This is a genomic window from Bacillus sp. AFS041924, from assembly GCF_002577195.1.
In the GTDB taxonomy this organism is placed as follows: domain Bacteria; phylum Bacillota; class Bacilli; order Bacillales; family Bacillaceae_G; genus Gottfriedia.
On record NZ_NULG01000020.1, the window covers coordinates 71075 to 90477 of the forward strand.

Annotated in this window: 19 protein-coding genes and 1 pseudogene; 3 read left to right on the plus strand and 17 right to left on the minus strand. The window is 31.3% G+C overall.

The features are described 5' to 3' along the window. Positions 1–304: 304 nt before the first annotated feature. From COC46_RS07310 to COC46_RS07320, 3 genes are all read right to left on the minus strand, one after another. Complete coding sequence (locus tag COC46_RS07310; protein ID WP_098809084.1) at positions 305–1831, minus strand: ABC transporter permease/substrate-binding protein; 1527 nt, start codon at positions 1829–1831, stop codon at positions 305–307. Position 1832: 1 nt separating this feature from the next. Beyond that, complete coding sequence (locus tag COC46_RS07315) at positions 1833–2585, minus strand: ABC transporter ATP-binding protein (protein ID WP_098809085.1); 753 nt, start codon at positions 2583–2585, stop codon at positions 1833–1835. 309 nt (positions 2586–2894) lie between these two features. Then, positions 2895–4067: a lactate 2-monooxygenase gene (locus COC46_RS07320; protein WP_098809086.1), complete on the minus strand. Its 1173-nt coding sequence runs from the start codon at positions 4065–4067 to the stop codon at positions 2895–2897. A 796-nt stretch (positions 4068–4863) separates the two neighbouring features. Between COC46_RS07320 and COC46_RS07325 the strand changes: the two genes are divergently transcribed. Beyond that, complete coding sequence (locus tag COC46_RS07325) at positions 4864–5340, plus strand: nucleoside deaminase (protein ID WP_098809087.1); 477 nt, start codon at positions 4864–4866, stop codon at positions 5338–5340. Positions 5341–5407: 67 nt separating this feature from the next. Here the strand turns inward: COC46_RS07325 and COC46_RS07330 are convergent, their stop codons facing one another. The 6 genes and pseudogenes from COC46_RS07330 to COC46_RS07350 form a co-directional block, all read right to left on the minus strand. Further along, on the minus strand, positions 5408–5863 hold the full coding sequence (locus tag COC46_RS07330; RefSeq protein ID WP_098809088.1) for a YkvA family protein: 456 nt from the start codon (positions 5861–5863) through the stop codon (positions 5408–5410). A gap of 327 nt (positions 5864–6190) precedes the next feature. After that, positions 6191–7813, minus strand: coding sequence for an ABC-F family ATP-binding cassette domain-containing protein (locus tag COC46_RS07335; protein ID WP_098809089.1), 1623 nt, complete (start codon positions 7811–7813; stop codon positions 6191–6193). Between the two features lie 123 nt (positions 7814–7936). Then, a pseudogene (locus COC46_RS07340) lies at positions 7937–8140 on the minus strand (SdpI family protein); the annotation flags it as partial. 12 nt (positions 8141–8152) lie between these two features. Beyond that, on the minus strand, positions 8153–8464 hold the full coding sequence (locus tag COC46_RS22145) for an SdpI family protein (protein WP_176545084.1): 312 nt from the start codon (positions 8462–8464) through the stop codon (positions 8153–8155). After that, positions 8424–8531, minus strand: coding sequence for a DUF1648 domain-containing protein (locus COC46_RS23110; protein ID WP_369700029.1), 108 nt, complete (start codon positions 8529–8531; stop codon positions 8424–8426). Before COC46_RS23110 ends, COC46_RS22145 begins: the two co-directional genes overlap by 41 nt. Positions 8532–8580: 49 nt before the next feature. Next, complete coding sequence (locus COC46_RS07350; RefSeq protein WP_098809092.1) at positions 8581–8841, minus strand: autorepressor SdpR family transcription factor; 261 nt, start codon at positions 8839–8841, stop codon at positions 8581–8583. 147 nt (positions 8842–8988) lie between these two features. Here COC46_RS07350 and COC46_RS07355 point away from each other — a divergent pair, with 147 nt between their 5' ends. Continuing rightward, a complete protein-coding gene (locus COC46_RS07355; protein ID WP_098809093.1) occupies positions 8989–10173 on the plus strand; it encodes an alanyl-tRNA editing protein in 1185 nt (394 codons plus the stop codon). 418 nt (positions 10174–10591) lie between these two features. Continuing rightward, positions 10592–11815: an MFS transporter gene (locus COC46_RS07360; protein WP_098809094.1), complete on the plus strand. Its 1224-nt coding sequence runs from the start codon at positions 10592–10594 to the stop codon at positions 11813–11815. 40 nt (positions 11816–11855) lie between these two features. Here the strand turns inward: COC46_RS07360 and COC46_RS07365 are convergent, their stop codons facing one another. The 8 genes from COC46_RS07365 to efeB all read right to left on the minus strand — a co-directional run bounded on the left by COC46_RS07365 (position 11856) and on the right by efeB (position 19403). Then, entirely contained in the window at positions 11856–12155 is a 300-nt protein-coding gene (locus tag COC46_RS07365) for an SMI1/KNR4 family protein (RefSeq protein ID WP_098809095.1), read from the minus strand. Between the two features lie 229 nt (positions 12156–12384). Next, the gene (locus COC46_RS07370; protein ID WP_098809096.1) at positions 12385–12645 is read right to left on the minus strand and encodes a DUF1294 domain-containing protein; all 261 of its coding nucleotides are present in this window, start codon (positions 12643–12645) and stop codon (positions 12385–12387) included. 21 nt (positions 12646–12666) lie between these two features. Next, positions 12667–13143, minus strand: a complete 477-nt coding sequence (ybaK, locus tag COC46_RS07375; RefSeq protein ID WP_098809097.1) for a Cys-tRNA(Pro) deacylase — start codon at positions 13141–13143, stop codon at positions 12667–12669. 30 nt (positions 13144–13173) lie between these two features. After that, a complete protein-coding gene (rarD, locus tag COC46_RS07380; protein WP_098809098.1) occupies positions 13174–14109 on the minus strand; it encodes an EamA family transporter RarD in 936 nt (311 codons plus the stop codon). A gap of 25 nt (positions 14110–14134) precedes the next feature. Next, positions 14135–15574, minus strand: coding sequence for an MDR family MFS transporter (locus COC46_RS07385; protein WP_176545088.1), 1440 nt, complete (start codon positions 15572–15574; stop codon positions 14135–14137). Between the two features lie 96 nt (positions 15575–15670). Further along, on the minus strand, positions 15671–16189 hold the full coding sequence (gene msrA, locus COC46_RS07390; RefSeq protein WP_098809174.1) for a peptide-methionine (S)-S-oxide reductase MsrA: 519 nt from the start codon (positions 16187–16189) through the stop codon (positions 15671–15673). A 241-nt stretch (positions 16190–16430) separates the two neighbouring features. Continuing rightward, the gene (locus COC46_RS07395; RefSeq protein ID WP_098809100.1) at positions 16431–18143 is read right to left on the minus strand and encodes an FTR1 family iron permease; all 1713 of its coding nucleotides are present in this window, start codon (positions 18141–18143) and stop codon (positions 16431–16433) included. Between the two features lie 9 nt (positions 18144–18152). Then, positions 18153–19403 carry an iron uptake transporter deferrochelatase/peroxidase subunit gene (gene efeB / locus COC46_RS07400; protein ID WP_098809101.1) on the minus strand — a complete coding sequence of 417 codons (1251 nt, stop codon included), beginning with the start codon at positions 19401–19403 and terminating at the stop codon, positions 18153–18155.

Here is a 19403-nt window from a genome sequence, read left to right on the forward strand (position 1 = left end):
TTTATGAAAACTACAATTAAGATAAAAAATTACCCATACCAGTCAAGGTGTTACATGCTTAAATTTCGGCCATTATCGATAAATCACAATCAAAAGCTAACAAACTTGCTCAAATTACATGCTCTACTCTATCAGATATGCCAATTATCTATAACGAATGAAGAGTGTCTAATCTATACACCCCTCTACTTCAACACCCTTGTCCATTCCTATCCTCTTGTAATAACATTCATTTTAAAAACTAAAAAGGGACTGCTCATTTATCAGCTTCCTTGACTTATGAGACAGTCCCTTATTAAAACAATCATTTTAACAAGCCTACATCCTTTAAAAATTCCTTTGCGACACTTTCCGCTGATTTTCCATTAACGTTAACTTTGTAATTCATTTCTCGCATTTCATCATCAGTTATTTTATTTTCTAATTTATTTAATATTTTTCCTACTTCAGGATATTTTTCTAGTGTTTCTTTTCTTAAAAGTGGTGCGCATTGATATGGTGGAAATAAGTTTTTATCATCGACTAACACTTTCATGTTATAACTTTGAAGCTCACTATCAGTTGAATACGCGTCGATTATTGAGAGATCGCCAGTCTTGATTGCCTCATATCTCAATTTTGGTTCCATCGTTTTTAAATTTTGGAACTTCAAACCATATAATTTTTGGAGTCCTAAATATCCATCTTCACGATCTGTAAATTCCAAAGTAAATCCTGCCTTTAACTGATTTGCAAATTGAGTTGCATCTGAAATCGTTTGAATGCCAAATTGTTTTGAGATATTTGCTGGTACTGCTAATGCATATGTGTCATTAAATTTCATAGGCTCCAAATAAGTTAAATTATACTTTTTTGCTAAACCTTCAGCAGCTTGTTCGTATACTGCTTTTGCATCATTACTAACAGTCTTTTCTTTTAAAAAAGTAGAAACGACGGTGCCAGTATATTCTGGATAAATATCAATATCACCTTTTTTTAATGCATTAAATACAAATGTCGTTTTACCAAAATTAGGCTTAACTTCAACGTTTACATTCGTTTCATTCTCAATCATCAATTTATACATATTCATAATTATTTCAGGCTCCGCCCCTAGTTTTCCAGCGATTACCAGATCCGTTTTATTCCAAGATTTAATCGTTAATGGGGAAAATAATAATGCTAATACAACAAAACAAGTAGTAATAATTCTTAATGAAAAACTCTTAAAACTCGACTTCTCTATTAATCTTAAAATAAAATCAAATAAAATAGCTAAAAGTGCCGATGGAATTGCGCCTAAAATAATTAAATTCATATCATTTCTGTCAATTCCAAGTAATATTAAGCTTCCTAAACCTCCAGCTCCAATTAAAGCTGCGATTGTTGCAGTTCCAACAATTATGACCATTGCTGTACGAATTCCTGCCATAATTACTGGCAATGCTAGTGGTAATTCAACCTTAAAGAGTCTCTGAGTACCGTTCATTCCTAACCCCGTAGCTGCTTCTAAAAGGATTGGATCAATCTCCTTAATTCCGGTATATGTATTTCTCAAGATCGGCAATAATGCATATACACTTAACGCGATTACCGCTGGAATCTTTCCAATACCGACTAATGGTATTAATATTCCTAATAGAGCCAATGATGGAATTGTTTGAATAACTGCTGTCGTTCCAATTACGAATTCAGATACAGTCTTCTTCCTCGTTAAGTAAATACCTATCGGGACAGCTAGAAGAATTGCAATAATTAATGCAAACACTGAAATTTGTATATGCTCTAACAAAGCTGTTAATAATTGCTCTTTTCTATTTACAAGAGTCGTGGTAAACGAGGAGATAATCATCTTATATCCCCTCCTTCAATACAACTTTACTACGATAGTTGTCTATAAATTGTTCGACGAATGGGTTGATCGGATTATTTAGTATTTCATCTTTTGTACCGACTTGAACTAATTCACCATCGTGCATAATCCCAATTCGATCACCTAAATAAAATGCCTCATCTAAATCATGTGTAACAAAAAGGATTGTTTTATTTATCTTTGTTTTTAATTGCTTCAAGTCTTTTTGTAATTGTAATCTTGTAATTGGATCTAATGCACTAAATGGTTCATCCATTAACAATAGACTAGGATTTCCTGCGAGAGCCCGCGCTACTCCTACACGCTGCTTTTGGCCACCAGATAATTCTGAAACCTGTCTTTTACTAAATTCAAAAGAATTTAATTTTACTAATTCTAATAGTTCTCTAACGCGCTCTTTTATTTGTACTCTGTTCCATTTTTTTAATTCAGGTACAATTGAAATATTTTCTTCAACATTCATATGTGGAAATAAAGCAATTTGTTGAAGTACATACCCAAATTCCCGCCTCAATTTATGTTCATCATACTCTTTAATGTTTTTATCATGATAAAAAATTTCTCCATCTGTTGGTTTAATCAATCTATTTATTAATTTTATTGTTGTTGTTTTTCCACAACCACTAGGACCAATCAATACAAAACATTCACCTGCTTGAATCGAAAACGATAAATCTTGAACTGCATATTTTCCATTTGAAAACTGAAAAGATATATCTTGAAACTGAATCATCCTAGTCCTCCCTTTTTAAACTACTTATAAATATATATAGTTAGAGGACAAGTTTTCTTATGCTTTAAGTAAAAAAATTAGGACCTATGATAATTTTTTCATCTTCCGACAGCAGACTCTTTCCCCAACACCAGTAATACGTGGGAGATGCATATCGATTAAGTTTAGCCTAAATGCTTTTTGTTGCTATTTTTGAAAAGGCTTATATAAAAAATATGCTGAAATCAAAAACACCGCTGAAATTTTATTATCCAAAAATATAGAGCGACTCAAAAGTTAAAGTACTTAGGAGATCGCTCTTTTTAAATTTTAAAAATGCTTACTTAAATTCTCTCTAACTAGTAAAGATGGCTTTAATTCACTGATATTTTTTTGACCCGACAAAGCCATCGTTAGGTCAAAATCAGCTAAAATATTTTTCATTACTTGGACAACCCCGTTTTTACCAGCAAGTGCTAAGCCATACATATATGGTCTGCCAATTAATACTGCATCAGCACCGATCGCTAATGCCTTATATATATCAGCCCCTCTTCTAATGCCACTATCCATTAAAATTGTTAATCTACCTTTTAACTCCTTACAAATACTTTCTAATGCATCTAAAGTACTAATTGTTCCATCAACCTGTCTTCCGCCATGATTCGAAACAATAATGCCATCCATACCATATTCATAAGCAAGCATTGCATCATCCTTATGTAAAATTCCCTTTAATAAAATTGGTAATTTCGTTTGATTTCGTAAAAATACTAAATCCTCCCACGTTAATGAAGGATTACCAAATAGTCTTGTCCATAATAAAATTGCTGATTGTGGATCCTCCTCAGGCTTACTATTTAATCTTGAGCAAAAAACGGGATCTTCTAAATAGTTGCCAATACCTTGTCCTTGTAAAAATGGTAAATATGCATTTTCAATATCTTTCTCTCTCCAACCCATGATTGAAGTATCAAGTGTAATGACAATTGCTTCATACCCATTTGCTTCAGCACGTTTCATCATACTCGCTGCAATTTCCATATCCCTACTACAATATAATTGATACCATTTAGGACAATCGCCTAATACATTGGAAACTTTTTCTAATGAATAAGTTGATGCAGTACTAGTAATATATGGAATATTCAATTCTCCAGCAGCTCTTGCAGCTTCAAGTTCCCCTTCTGGATGTGCAATAGACTGCACTCCAATTGGAGCAAACAAAACAGGTGAATGATAAGTTTTACCAAATAAATTTATACTAATATCGCGTTTTGCAACATTGCGTAACATTCTAGGTACAATTTTCCATTTATCAAATGCTAATCGATTTTCATTCATCGAGCGCTCACTACCAGCGCCACCTGCTATATAATAAAAAGGCCCTTCTGCTAATTGTTCTTTAGCTAACCTTTCTAAATCTTCAAATCTAACTGGAATCTCACTTTTTTTCCCACTACTATATACTTGCAATTGAATATTATTTCCGAAATTATTCATTCGAAACACATCCTTAAAAGTATTTGTAACCGTTTACATATTCTGATTTAAACCAGATAACTCCTTTAATTTTCCTAATAAACCATTCGACATTTTATGTAATTTGTAAACTAACTATTTCCTCGTTTTGTTTAATGGCCACTAGAAATAGTATCTTTTTAAACTTTACAAATCTAAAAAACTTCCTTGAAACTTTAAAAGTACAATTATAACTAAACTAGTATTCATGCTTCATTTTTAAGACATTTATTAGATAAATAAACTAACAGTTTTATGAATAATTTGTAAATTCCGTTGTATATTTATAGGTTTAATCTAAATTAACACTCGTTCCTATTCAATTGGTTTTAACTAGATGATAAGTAAAGTAATCTAGTTATTTGAAAAATTAAAATAGAAAAGGAACGGTGTTATGAGAACTATTAATGAGAATTTATTTGTTTTTCCCGTTAGTTTATATCGTACATTCTACTAGTCTATTTTAATTGTACTGTATACTCACCAGCTCTTACCCTATCAAAGATAATAAATCACAAATTCCATATTTTAAGAAGTAATTTCTTTCACTTGAAAGATTAAATTTGTTCTTAAATATTGTAATATCGTGTACAAATAGAATAAGTTAATTTTTTAAACATATAAGGCTTACTCTTAAAGAACTTTGGAATGATAGTAGCTTATCTATAAATTTTCTAAGAGATTTTAATTATAAGGAGAGATTGTGGAGAAATTTTAATAAATGACAATCAAACCTTTTTATTTTTTTAGGATTTAAAAATACTAAGGTGGTGTTAGTTTGAATCACTCTGATTGGATAAAATTAAGTGTTAGACTAGCTTACGAAAATTTATTAAATAAGAATGGTGGACCTTTTGGGGCAGTAATAGTAAAAGATGGTAAAGTAATTGGTGCAGGCGTTAATGGTGTAACGACATTAAATGATCCAACTGCACACGCTGAAGTACAGGCGATTCGGAATGCCTGTCAGAATTTAGGAACATTTTCCTTAAAGGATGCTGATTTATATACTAGCTGTGAACCATGTCCAATGTGTTTAAGTGCTGCTTACTGGTCTAGAATTTCAAAAATATATTATTTTTTCACTAAAAATGATGCTGCGAAAATTGGATTTGATGATGCACATATTTACAACGAACTTTCTCTGCCCTATGAAGATCGAACCATCCCAAGTGAACAAATTATCATTAGTGTAAAAGATAATGAAAACCCTTTCAAAGTTTGGGCTAATGATGATATCCGTGTAAATTATTAATATAGTTCAAAAAGGTTGCCTATTAGCATTTAATGGCAACCTTTTTGTTTATACAATTGTGCAAATATTAATCCAATTCATGGTCTTGTTTTGTCGGTTCAATTTCCACTAAATTAAGAGAATCTGCTTTTCCATTATTTTTTTCTTTCCAAATTTTATACTTTTCAACATCTTTATTAATTTGTTTAAAAGTATACGCTAAAATCGTTGCATCATCTAAAAAACCTAATCCTACAATAAAATCAGGTACTACATCGATTGGACTTACAAAATAAATTAATGCACCTATAACGGTTAAGATCGATTTTGTAGAAATATCTCTATAGCTACCATTTATATAGGCTTTAAATAAATCAATAAATAAATTTACTTTTTCCCAAGCTTCACCTAATGCTCCCTTTTTAGTTGGTGCTAACTTAGCTGCTTTTTTTAATAATTGTGTAGATTTTTCTTTATTTCCTAAATAGGAAGAAGCCTTCTTTACATATTTTTGAAAAAATTTATTGCTATCTAACTCAGACATTCTTTTTTCTCCTCCCTTTTTTATAGTTTATCAAATGTGAAAACAAGATAAAAGTATGAAAAAAACAACTATTTATGGATTAATGATTTTAGATTTTCGATATATAAAACAGTCATTAGCTAAGCTCTACATTAAATGAACATGATTGAAGGTAGATTTTTCTTTTTCTTTATTTATTGCAACCTCTAATGGAAATCAACCACATAGGGTTTCCATTACGAAAATATGGTATTCAAAAATAAAAACCACTAATTTTAGTGGTTTCTATTTTACATTATATTCGAATTCATTGTGATAACGCTCATAACAAGCTTGTGCTAATTCAAATTACATATTATATAAAGATTCTACCTGCTTTTGTAAATCCTTATTTTCTAAGAACTCATCATAAGTACACTCTTTATCAACTAAACCGTTTGGTGTCACTTCAATGACACGGTTTGCAATCGTTTGAATGAACTGATGGTCATGTGATGTAAATAAAGCTGTACCTTTGAATGCAATTAAACCATTATTTAATGCAGTAATTGACTCTAAGTCTAAGTGGTTAGTCGGATCATCTAACACTAATACGTTTGCTCCACTTAGCATCATTTTTGATAGCATACAACGAACTTTTTCGCCCCCAGATAATACAGAAGCTTTTTTCATTACTTCTTCACCTGAGAATAGCATACGTCCTAAAAATCCTCGTAGGAAGCTTTCAGACTCATCTTGTGGAGAGAATTGACGTAACCATTCGATTAGGTTCATATCACTCTTTTCAAAGAACTCAGAGTTATCTTTAGGGAAAAATGCTTGTGAAGTTGTTACACCCCATTTAAATGAACCAGTATCTGGCTCCATTTCACCCATTAAAATTTTAAATAAAGTTGAAATTGCAACGTCGTTTTTACCAACAAAAGCAATTTTATCACCCTTGTTTACTGTAAAACGTACATTATCTAATACTTTTTCGCCATCAACTGTTTTTGAAATTCCATCTACAGTTAATAAATCATTACCAACTTCTCTCTCAGGCGTGAATCCAACGAATGGATAGCGACGAGATGATGGTCTAATATCATCAAGAGTAATTTTGTCTAAAAGTTTTTTACGTGAAGTAGCTTGTTTTGCTTTAGATGCATTCGAGCTAAATCGAGCAATAAATCCTTGTAGTTCTTTAATTTTCTCTTCTTTTTTCTTATTAGCATCAGACATTAATCTTTGAGCTAATTGACTTGATTCATACCAGAAATCATAGTTACCAACATAAAGTTGAATTTTACCGAAATCTAAATCAGCCATATGTGTACAAACTTGATTTAAGAAGTGACGGTCATGTGATACAACGATAACTGTGTTTTCAAAGTTAATTAAGAAGTTTTCTAACCATTGAACAGCTTTAAGATCTAAGTTATTCGTTGGCTCATCTAGTAAAAGAATATCTGGTTGACCAAATAGTGCTTGAGCAAGTAAAACTTTAACTTTTTCTCCAGCTTGTAATTCACCCATTTTTTTATAATGTAGGTCTTCTGTAATGCCAAGACCTTTTAATAAAATCGCAGCTTCTGATTCAGCTTCCCAACCATTTAACTCTGCAAACTCACCTTCAAGTTCTGCAGCTTTCATGCCATCTTCTTCAGTGAAATCTTCTTTCATGTAGATTGCATCTTTTTCTTTCATTACTTCAAAAAGACGAGTATGACCCATAATAACAGTTTGAAGAACTTCAAACTCTTCATATTCAAATTGGTTTTGTTTTAATACTGCAAGACGCTCACCTGGCGTTACAATTACATCACCTGTTGAAGGCTCAATCTCACCAGATAAAATTTTTATAAACGTAGATTTACCCGCACCATTTGCACCAATTAAACCGTAACAGTTACCTGGTGTAAACTTTATATTAACATCATCAAATAATTTTCTGTCCGCAAAACGCAAACTAACATTAGAAACTGTAATCATTTTAATTTTATTCCTCCAACTCTTTTGCTCTACTCTTTACAATACCATATTTTATTAGGAATTTAAATTTTTTCTAAAATAATTTCAAAACAATAACCATTTTTTGCAAAAATATTGCATATTTTAGTTTTTCATTTCTTTCTTAAAAGCGATATATGAATAAATAGTTGGGAACGCGACTAATAAAATAATCAATGGAATCACAACCATTCTCTTATCATTCAGCGGAATAAAATAAAGCAATAAGAAGCATAAACCAACGAGCATAAATAATCTTCCACAAATGCGATGTGTTTTTTTCCAAACATTTTCGTTACTTAATGTCCAAGGTGTACGGACTCAAATAAAGTAATTCGAACGTACATGTGGCATATAATTTCCAAGAAACATAAATAAAAGACCAATCAATAAAAAGCCCACCTGTCCAATATGAATGTTATAGCCTAAACCATAAAATAAAACACTCATATTAATTAAAAAGAAAATAAATAAGATTCCTGTTGCCATAAAAGATAAGCTTCTTTGGAAAAATTTATAATTCTCTTTTCTTGGATCAATCTTTGGGGTAATAATGGGTAATAAATAGACAAAAATCATGAGAACGTGCAATTCAATAAAACGTTTGTATTTTCGAATCGTAATTATTAACATGACCTGAAAAATCCCAATGTACCGGCAATTGACTTGGTAAATCATGAAAGTTAACGATCCATAACACGATTGAGCAAATAAATATTAATAGCAATTATATGCTTTTTCAAAATAAGTCACTTCTTTTCTTTAAAACTGTATGCCCAACTAATAATTTCTTGGAAAACAGTCATATTTAAAGAATAGATAACAAACTGTCCTTTCTTTTCATCTTGAATTAATTGGGCTGACTTCAATATTTTAAGTTGCTGCGAAATACTTGGTTTAGACATATCAAACTGCTCTGAAATTTCCCCAGCGGTTAAAACTTTTTCTTTTAATAAATCTAATATCTTCCTCTGTGTTGGATCCGAAAGTACTTTAAATAGTTCATTCATATTTTACACCTCTAAAAAATAAGTATTTAGTTAATTAACCAAATACTAAAATTTATTATGTAATTGTCAATTATGCTAAGATTAGAAATAAATTATTTTAAGTTTTTATTTAGTTTCAATTAGAAATCAAAGATTAGAGGGATTATAATGGCAAATAAACTATACTTTGAACAACCATCATTAAAAAATTGGATGACTAAAATTACTGAAATAAAAGAAGTTGATTCATTATTTCATATTAAACTAGAGGATTCTGCATTTTATCCTGAAGGTGGTGGGCAGCCATCTGATTTTGGTAAAATAGATGGTATTGAAATTATTGAATTAATTGAGGATCATCAAGAAGTTATTCATGTATTAAAAGAAAAGCCAACTAAAACAGAAGTAAATTGCGAAATAAATTGGGAACGCCGAGTAGATCATATGCAGCATCATAGTGGCCAACATTTATTATCCGCAACAATTATCGAACTATTTGATATCCCAACAGTTAGTTTCCATTTAGGTAAAGAGACCGTTACAATTGATTTAGATACACCTTCTCTTTCATCTGAACAATTAATTGAAATTGAACGTGCAGTTTATGAAAAAATTCTTGCTAATATTGAAATAAAAACCTACTTTGTTAATAAAGATGAATTAAATACACTTCAGCTTCGCAAATTACCTAAAGTTGAAGAGAATATAAGAATTGTTGAGATTTTACATACTGATGTATCTGCATGCTGTGGTACTCACATTAAGCAAACTGGTGAAATTGGCTTACTAAAACTACTTAAAACAGAGAAAGTTAGACAAACAACACGACTTCACTTTAAATGTGGTTTCAGAGCACTAGAAGAAATTCAAAAGACTACTAAAACAGTAACAAATATTAATCAATTATTTAACTCACATACTGATCTAGTAGTCGATAAAATTGAGCAAACGATGAACGAATTAAAAGAAGCACAAAAAGAGATTGAAAAAATGAAAGGAACTATTTTTGATTCAATAGCTAACGAACTACTCTCTAATGCAACAAATGATCTGATTATTAAATCCTTTAAAGAAGAATCAGTAAAAGACTTACAATTACTTGCAAAAGCAATTCAAGCTAAAAAACCATCATTACTAGTATTTTTAAGTGGAAATGAGAATAAATTATTAGTCATTAATCAGCTTAAAAATGATCTACATTGTGGAGACCTGATTAAAAATTTACTAAAACAGGTTGAAGGAAAAGGTGGTGGCGGTGCTCAACAAGCACAAGCTACATTTGAAACGTCAATCCAATTAAACCAAGCAGAATATTTTTTGAAAAGTATTCTTCTTCCTCAAGTAAACGCATAATTAGAAAAATACATATTTCGAGATTTTAGATGGTGCCCAAAAGTCAAAAGACTTTTGAGCACTTTTTTTTAGTTTGTTATCACGGAAGTCGAACACTTTGTGAACTTCGCTTAATTAATGCTGAAACCGGCTCAATTAATGTTTGATTCCGCTTAAATAATTCAGAAACCTAAACAATTAGTGCAGAAACTCATTTAAATCCAATTTAGAGAATAGCACTCAGTCCTGTATTTCGTAAATCAGAAGAGAAATGGCTAAATTTAGAGTAAACAACATAAAAACTGCCTCAAAATGTCGTCATTCAACGGCCTTCTGAGACAGCCCCTTTTTTATTTATATTTTTCATAGTCTTTTTTTACTATTGGTGAGATAATAGACTTTGTCGAATAATATTTAGGGTAGATGGGGAGAAATTTATATGTGGAAAAACCGAAACGTGTGGATCGTTTTGTTCGGTGAATTTGGAGCTGGTATAGGTCTTTGGTTCGGAATTATCGGAAATTTAGAATTTATGCAAAAACATGTACCTTCTGATTTCTTTAAATCGTTAATTCTTTTTTTCGGTTTATTAGCAGGAGTTTTCGTTGGTCCATTAGCAGGACGCTTAATTGATCAATATTCAAAGAAAAGTATTTTATTAATTAGTGGATTAGGTCGAACTTTAAGTGTGATCCTAATGTTTTTTGCAATTCAATATGAAAGTATTCTTTTCATGGTCTTATTTTTAATTATGCTGCAAATTTCTGCTGCATTTTACTTTCCAGCGCTGCAAGCTGTAATCCCTATGATTGTGAAAAACGAACAGTTATTGACATTAAATGGTATCCATATGAATATTTCAACTATATCAAGAATTGCTGGGACATCAATTGGTGGAATATTAGTCGTGTCAACTAGTTTAACAAACGTATACGGATTGAGCATGATCGCCTATGCATTTTTATTTTTAATGACATTCTTTTTACGAATTGAAGAACCTACAGTTAAACCAATTAAAGTAGAAAAAACAAAAAAATCTAAAAATGAAAAAGGATTTACAGAAATATTTTCGCTTATTAGAAAAAATCCAACGATTTTAAATTTATTTATATTAAATCTGATTCCGATCCTATTCCTAGGTGGATTTAATTTAATGGTAATTGAAATTAGTGATATTCAACATGATCCTTCAATTAAAGGTCTAATCTATACAAGTGAAGGGATCTCATTCATGATTGGTGCATTTGTTATTAAACAATTAACTACTAAGTTTACGAATAAACAATTATTATACTTTTCTACAGGTTTAGTAGCTTTTGCTCAGCTTTCACTATTTTTTGCTAATCATCATTGGATGACGCTGATCTCATTTGCAATTTTCGGATTTGCAGTTGGTTGCTTCTTTCCTGTTTGTTCAACTGTTTTTCAAACTTCAATTGATAAATCGTATCATGGTCGACTTTTCTCATTTAGAAGTATGTATGACCGAGTAACATTTCAGATCGTCCTTTTAAGTACTGGATTATTTTTAGATACAATTGGTTTACGATATATGGTTTTAATTTTCGGTACTATTTCATTTATTATTCTTGGTAGATTATTATTGAAAGACAAAAAAACGAAAGCAGAATTTGTCAATGAACCACAAAATTTATCAATGTAATAAAAAAGTATGAATTCAATTCATACTTTTTTATTTTCTATCAATATCCATATGTAGCTAAAAATTCATTCACACTTGAATTTAAGGTTACTACTTCCCACTTTCGTTCAAATTCATAGGCAGTACATACTTCCCCTGATTCCTCATTGATAAAAATGACATCATCAGTTTCATCGTCGAAACCAATAATTAGCCAATTATCGTTCCATTGTATTTTTTTACTTAAGTCCCTCTTAGCCTCGTTTAAATCTTCTTCCTTAATAAAATAAACTGTCATATTTTCATTAGAGACCTCATCGATACCTAATCCTTTTATTCTTGAAAACCATTCATTTTGCATTTTCATTCCCCATTTCCAATATGAAAGCCTGTATCAACAATGTGATAACAGGCTAACTGTTTTACTTTTGTGCTTTTTTTGACTCAGATAAATTTGACTTATCTTCGTAGTTTGGCTGTCTTTGACTAGAATTATTTTTTCTACCACCGTTACCACGTCCCATTTCATTCGCCTCCTTAAATTGTCATAAAAATATTTTACACAATTAAAGAAAGACTATCCCATTAAATTAAAGTAAGAAAAAATAGATAACAAATTGAATAAATAGGATGATCCAGTAACCGAAAACAAATCTTGGATGTTTTGTTTTATGCCTAAAATAATACATGCCTAAAATCGAACCGATTGATCCTCCAATAATAGCAACTAAAAATAAGATTCGCTCTGGAATTCTCCATGCTTTCCTTTTTGCCTTGGATTTATCGATTCCCATAATTGCAAATGAAACAATATTGATTATTACTAAATATAAAATAAAATACCCTACCATCGGACCCCTCATAACACTCGGTTATTTTGAAATTTTAGCTATTTTGCTTCGAGTTGTTTGTATTAAATCATTTACTTTCAATTGAAGTTGTATACCTATTTTACCACCGCTAACAATAATTTCATCTATCGTATTAACAGATTCTTCAATAAAAGTTGGATATTGCTTTTTCATACCAATCGGTGAGCAACCACCCCGAACATATCCTGTATTCGCTAGCAGATCCTTGACTGGTAATAATTCAACTTTCTTTTCCCCAGCAGCCTTTGCGGCTAATTTTAAATCTAATTCTTTTTCGACTGGTATGACAAATACATAAATTGCTTTAGATTGACTAATTGATACCAGTGTTTTATAAACTAATTCTGGATCTTTATTTATTTTATTTGCAACTGAAACACCATCAATCTTACCATCTTTCGATTCGTAATTTAATGTTGCGTAGTTTACTTTTTTTTTATCTAATATTCTCATTGCATTTGTTTTACTGACTGCCATTTTTACTCCTTTCAATGCTCTAAACTAATTTTAAGCTGATATTGATTGCTTCTTATTTCGTTTTTTAAGCTTTTGTTCAATTGATTTCATAAACGGTGTAGTTGACACAGCGAATACGATACATGCTAGCCAAATAAATGAAAATGACACAAAATCTTTCTTTGAAAAACTTTCATTATATAATAAAACACCTATTAATAAACTAATCGTTGGTGAGATAAATTGCAAAAACCCTACATAAGTATACGGGATCAATTGTGCTGCTTTACCGAAAAATAATAATGGTATGATTGTTACTAAACCTGCACCAACGATTAAAATTTGTTCAACTGGAGCACTTTGTATCAGTCCTGCTTGGCCTTTAGTGGATAGAAAACTAAAATAAATTAAAGCAACAGGAAAAACTAACAATGTCTCGATTGTCAGACTTAAAAAAGAATCGATATTAAGGATTTTCTTCAATAATCCATAAAATGCAAAAGTTAATGATAAAATGATTGCGATAATTGGTAAGGTCCCTGACATAATTGTTAAATACCCTACTCCAATTGTAGCTAAACAGACTGATACTATTTGCCAAATTGACAATGACTCTTTCAAAACGATTACACCGAGTATAATACTAACTAATGGATTAATATAATAGCCTAAACTCGCATCAAGAATATGGTTTGAATTGACGGCCCAAATGTAAATTAACCAATTGGAACTAATTAATAATGAAATAGCTATCATTGAAACTAATACTTTTTTATTACTTACAACTTGTTTCCAAGTAATTTTAAACTGCTCTAATTTTTTTGTAAGAAGAATGAAAAGTAGTAAAGTTACAAAAGACCAAATAATACGATGTGTTAATATTTCAAAAGGTGAAATATCTTGAATTAGTTTCCAATAAATTGGTAATACACCCCAAGCCACGTATGCAAGTACACCGTACAAAATCCCTTTAAGTGTGTTGTTCATTCTCTCCCAGCTTTCTTTTCAATAATTAATGTGCTATTTCAGCATTTTTTTCTTCTACTTGTTCAGACGGTAGAAAAAAGACGAAAATAAACGTAATGATACTAAATACAACCATAAATAAAGTAATCATTTCAAAACCAGCTGTTACTGCTTTTACTGTAGACAGATGCTTGGCTTGATTTTGTGCACTAAGAACTAATTTATGGCCATTCAATATTTCGGATGCCTTAATCGTAAAAATCGTTCCTAACACAGCAACCGAAATAGTCTGTGAAAAAGTATTTAAAAAAGAATTGGCAGCAATGGCTATCCCCCTTTGATTCATTTCTACAGCTGAAGAAATAAGGATCATATAGATTGGAAAGGATAAACCGAAGCCTAAACCTAAAAATGCATTAAATGGATATAGTAATACTTTTGAATCGTGGAAAAAGTTCATCCCTAATGCACCAATTATACATAAAAAAGCACCTAATAGAATGATACTTTTAGCTTTCATCTTCTTAATTAAACGACCAGATAAAAATGAGCCCAATGTCCAAGCGAATGAAAGTGGAATTAACATTAAACCGGATTCCGTAGCGCTTAGTCCAAACACACTTTGATTATATACAGGTAAATATACCTCAATCGATATAAGAAGTGCATGTGCAATAAACATAGCTGCATATGTTACGACTAAATTACGGATTTTGAAAAGAGAAAGTGGTAATAATGGTTCCTTTGCTCTAGTTTCAACAAATAGAAATAATCCAAATAAAATAATGGCAAACGCAAAAAGAAAAATTAGATTTGGAGAAGTCCAGTTATGTTGCTCTCCCCCGACAACTAAAGCATATAATGCAGATAAAGTACTTAAAATAAAAAGAATTGACCCTAAATAATCAATCGAAATTGCATTTTTGCGATCAATTTTTTGGTGGTAATACTTCCAAAATAGAATAATAGAAATGATACCGAATGGAAAATTAATAAAAAAGATATAACGCCAAGAAATAAAGTCTACAAAAAATCCTCCAACTAATGGCCCTATGACACTTGAAACTGCCCATACTGCACTTATAAATCCTTGTACTTTAGCTCGTTCTTGGTAAGGATACAAATCACTTATTACAGTCATTGTTAAAGGTAATGCAGCTCCAGCACCTAGTCCTTGTATTGTACGAAATAAAATTAATTGACCCATATTTTGCGAAAAACCACAGAGTACTGAACCAAAAATAAATAGAATAATGCCAAACATTAGTAAATTTTTACGACCATATAAATCCGAGAGCTTCCCATAGATTGGTGTCGTAACAGTCATTGCCAGCATATAAGCTGCAAAAATCCAACTCATCAGCTTAACACCAGATAATTCTGTCGTAATCGTTGGTGTAGCAGTTGTAATAATCGTCCCTTCAATAGCTGACAACGTAACAGCAACCAACAAACCAATTGTTACTAACTTCCGATTTGTTTCCATATTAAACCTCCGTTCTAGAGCAATGATCAAAAAAGCCATTTTCACCACTGCTTTAAAAATAATAGAAGCCCTAATGGAGCTTCTATTATTTCCCGCCTACTTTTTCCAATTTTCTTCTATAAATTCATCTCTTCCAGACATAGCTCTGTCTTCTTTATAGTGTTTTGGATTTTTTTTATGATAGTCCTGGTGATATTCTTCAGCCTCATAAAACGTAGATGCTTGTAAAATTTCAGTTACGATCGGTTTCTTAAAAATATTACTTTCAATTAATTTTTCTTTTGATTCCATAGCTTCATTAAGCTGAGAATCATTATGTACAAAAATTGCAGCTCGGTATTGTGAACCCCTATCTTGGAATTGACCGTCTGGATCTGTTGGATCAATTTGTGGCCAAAATAATTCTAATAGCCTGTTATATGAGAACAATTCATCATCAAAAGTGATTTGAACTACTTCATAATGACCTGTAGTTCCCTTTTTAACATCTTCATAAGTAGGGTTTTCTAACTCTCCACCCATATAACCTGAAACAATACCATGTATACCAGGTAAATCCTCAAACGGTGTTACCATACACCAAAAACAACCACCTGCAAATGTAGCTTTTTGAATCATATTAAATCCTCCTTAACTTACCTAGTTTACATAATATTTTTATGTTAAACTCTCATATTTCTTTATCCTTATCTTATCTCTTTTAAATAAATTTTTAAATATTTTAGCTCACAAATTACCAATTTCTTATGATGTCTATTCTTTAAAACTGATTGGACTATTGGTTAGTTGAAAAACAACAAAAAACAGACATAAAATGTCTATACAAATGACAATTATGTCTGTTTTCACACCTTTATTATGCAGCAATTGATTTATTATGTTTTTTAATTCTAGTTCCAACAAACAACCAAATGACAAATAGTAATAAAATTAGTTGTGGAATGATGCTTTCTAGAGATGGATAGATACCTAGTTTAGGCACTGTTGGAAAAATTGTACTCATATGGTCAGGTAAGTATCCTATTCCTTGTAAAGAATGAATACTTTGACCAATGAATTTAAACGTCAAGTAATAAATACATAAGCTTGCAATTGTGAAAAACGGTTTTAACGGAATGATTTTACTTCCTTTTAAGATGAAGAATCCAATAATAACGAGTAAAATGATACCGCATGCAAAACCAGTAATCAATTCTTTTGTTGTAATTGATGAACTCATACCGATATAAAATACGACCGTTTCGGCACCTTCTCTAAATACTGCAAAAAATGCAAGTAAGCTTAGTGAGAGTATTCCGCCGCCTGCAATAGCTGCCTTGGCTTTCTCTTTCATCTTACTACTATATTCTTGTTGACGAGATTGTTTATGTAACCATAAGCCAACTGTTAGCATGAATATAACTGCAATTAGACCAGAAATTCCTTCAATTAATTGATTACTTATCCCAGCTGAGATTCTTGATAATAAGAACTGAAATAATAGACCTGCTACTAAACTAGCTAAAATACCAAAAGCACCACCTACAAAGATCCACTTACTCGCAGATTCTTGCTTGCCTTTAGACACTAATGCTAGTAAAGCAGAAATAATAATTAATGCCTCTAAACCTTCACGAAATACAATAGTTCCTGCATCAAACATTGTGTAAGATGTTTTTTTCGTAGCTAAGTTTAAATTGTTCTGAATTTGTTTTAAAGTTTTCATCGTTGCAGCCGATTTTGGCTCTTCAGTTAACTGAGTTAATGCAATAGATGTATCATTTTCAATCTTCTTATATAATTCCATTGAATTTGCTTGAACCATTACTTCTACATAAGGCCAATCTTGTATAAATTCATTAAATGTAGATTCTGCCTTCTTGGCATCATTTGTTTCTACAGAATTGATTGTTTGATTTACTAGTTTAATTGCTTTTTCAATGCTTACCTTTTTTGTTGATTCACTTCTTGGATTATTCAATACATCAATTAATTTAGTAAAAGAATCATTAACTTTTGTAATTGAAGGATTTTCAGTAAACAATATCGACCTAGAAGTAATCATATTCGCTTCAATTAAACCATAGTATCCGCTGTTTGCTTTTCGAATATCATTTTCTACTTTAGACCATTCGATTTCAAATTGCTTATACTCTAATTTTGCTTCGTCCCATTTCGATTCATTTGATAAAGATTTAACATTATTTAAATGAGCTACTAGTTTACTAATATTAATCTGTGAAAGATCTTTTTTCTCATTCGTATTTTCAATCCACTTTTCAGTTTCAAAAGCTACCTCGCGAATATCATTTTTTACTGTTGGAAGATCATTTTGATCAATATCTTTAATTGCTTGATTAACAAGCTTATTTAATTTTGAAGTTTTTTTCTCATTTTTAATTAAATCTTTAATCGCTAATAAATCTGCTTTCACTTTATCTTTTTCACCATTTTTAACTTCTGTTAATGAGTTACCAATATGTGAAAGTACTTGTTCTTGTATATCAGTTTCAGCGAACGTTTTATGATACGGACTAACGATTAAACTAAAAAATAGTAAGCTTATGATTAATAGGATATTTTTCTTCATGCCATTCACCTAGAGTAATCCTTCACCTATATAACTTCCATTTTTAACTCCTGGGAAGCAAGCAAAAACTGCGCTACCATTATGTTCAATGTACTCGTTCAATAAATCCATTTTTGCTAATTTATCTTGTAATGGAATAAATTGTTTTTCTAAATCTCTTTGGAAACTAACAAACATTAAGCCTGCATCTAATTTTCCCGTTTGAATATCAAGTCCATCTGTATATGAATAAGATCTTCTTAAAATTTTAATTTTTCCTTTTCCTCTTGCTAAAGCAACATGTGAATCAGCAGGGATTACTAATTTCCCGTTATCATCTGTTTTCTTTACATCCAATTTTGCAAATTCATTCTTTTCACCAATTGGAGCACCAGTTGCCCTGTGACGTCCAAATGTTTGTTCTTGATCTTGTAAAGAACTACGATCCCATTCTTCAACACGAATACGAATACGTCTTGCAACTAAATATGATCCACCTGATAGCCATGCTGGACTATCGCCATTTTGAACCCAAACATGAGTGTTCATTTCTTTTTCATCTTTTGTATCTGGATTTGCAGTACCATCTTTGAAGCCCATTAAGTTTCTAGGTGTACTACCAGTCGGATCAGCTCCAGATGAGCGTTGGAAACCGTGCTGCATCCATTTTAAACTAACTGTTCCTCGACCAATACGAATCAAGTTTCTTACGCCATGAAATGCAACTTGTTGATCGTTTGCACAAACTTGGACTACGATATCTCCACCGTTCCATTCCTCTCTTAAATCATCACCAGGGAAATGAGGTAAATCTTTTAACCCCGATGGTTTACTAGATTGAATTGATAATCGATCAAAAAATGTAGGACCCACTCCAAATGTAAACGTAAGCTTCATTGGTTGTAGACCTGTTGCTTCGCCAGTATCAATTGGTGGAGATGAAGGAAACTCAGAATCACCAAGTTCTTTTCCTTCACTCATTAACGCTGCTGCTTCAGTCCATTTTTTAAACATTGTTTTGACATCCGATTTTGAAATAGTCTCTAGTTTAAATGACGCCAAATACATAAAATCTTGAGCAGGAGTTGTGATCCCTTGTTGGTTCTTTCCATAAAACGGAAGAATCTCTCTTGCATCCGCTTTAGCTGGTGAAAAGAAATTAGTTACTTTATCAGTAGCAGCTTCAATTCCTGTTGCACCAATAAGTAAACCAGCTCCGCCAACTCCAATCAGTTTTAATGCATCTCTTCTAGAAACTTTATTCGTTTCTAATTTTTTCAT

What these genes read in the sequence shown, in the direction of transcription:
- COC46_RS07365 (WP_098809095.1), bottom strand. Translation starts at nt 12,155, where the DNA reads ATGCAAAATGAATGGTTTTCAAGAATAAAAGGATTAGGTATCGATGAG.
- COC46_RS07385 (WP_176545088.1), bottom strand. Translation starts at nt 15,574, where the DNA reads ATGGAAACAAATCGGAAGTTAGTAACAATTGGTTTGTTGGTTGCTGTT.
- COC46_RS07315 (WP_098809085.1), bottom strand. Translation starts at nt 2,585, where the DNA reads ATGATTCAGTTTCAAGATATATCTTTTCAGTTTTCAAATGGAAAATAT.
- COC46_RS07350 (WP_098809092.1), bottom strand. Translation starts at nt 8,841, where the DNA reads ATGAATGAACTATTTAAAGTACTTTCGGATCCAACACAGAGGAAGATA.
- efeB (WP_098809101.1), bottom strand. Translation starts at nt 19,403, where the DNA reads ATGAAAAAATTAGAAACGAATAAAGTTTCTAGAAGAGATGCATTAAAA.
- COC46_RS07355 (WP_098809093.1), top strand. Translation starts at nt 8,989, where the DNA reads ATGGCAAATAAACTATACTTTGAACAACCATCATTAAAAAATTGGATG.
- COC46_RS22145 (WP_176545084.1), bottom strand. Translation starts at nt 8,464, where the DNA reads ATGTTAATAATTACGATTCGAAAATACAAACGTTTTATTGAATTGCAC.
- COC46_RS07360 (WP_098809094.1), top strand. Translation starts at nt 10,592, where the DNA reads ATGTGGAAAAACCGAAACGTGTGGATCGTTTTGTTCGGTGAATTTGGA.
- COC46_RS07370 (WP_098809096.1), bottom strand. Translation starts at nt 12,645, where the DNA reads ATGGTAGGGTATTTTATTTTATATTTAGTAATAATCAATATTGTTTCA.
- COC46_RS07310 (WP_098809084.1), bottom strand. Translation starts at nt 1,831, where the DNA reads ATGATTATCTCCTCGTTTACCACGACTCTTGTAAATAGAAAAGAGCAA.
- COC46_RS07320 (WP_098809086.1), bottom strand. Translation starts at nt 4,067, where the DNA reads ATGAATAATTTCGGAAATAATATTCAATTGCAAGTATATAGTAGTGGG.
- COC46_RS07335 (WP_098809089.1), bottom strand. Translation starts at nt 7,813, where the DNA reads ATGATTACAGTTTCTAATGTTAGTTTGCGTTTTGCGGACAGAAAATTA.
- ybaK (WP_098809097.1), bottom strand. Translation starts at nt 13,143, where the DNA reads ATGGCAGTCAGTAAAACAAATGCAATGAGAATATTAGATAAAAAAAAA.
- COC46_RS07395 (WP_098809100.1), bottom strand. Translation starts at nt 18,143, where the DNA reads ATGAAGAAAAATATCCTATTAATCATAAGCTTACTATTTTTTAGTTTA.
- COC46_RS07330 (WP_098809088.1), bottom strand. Translation starts at nt 5,863, where the DNA reads ATGTCTGAGTTAGATAGCAATAAATTTTTTCAAAAATATGTAAAGAAG.
- rarD (WP_098809098.1), bottom strand. Translation starts at nt 14,109, where the DNA reads ATGAACAACACACTTAAAGGGATTTTGTACGGTGTACTTGCATACGTG.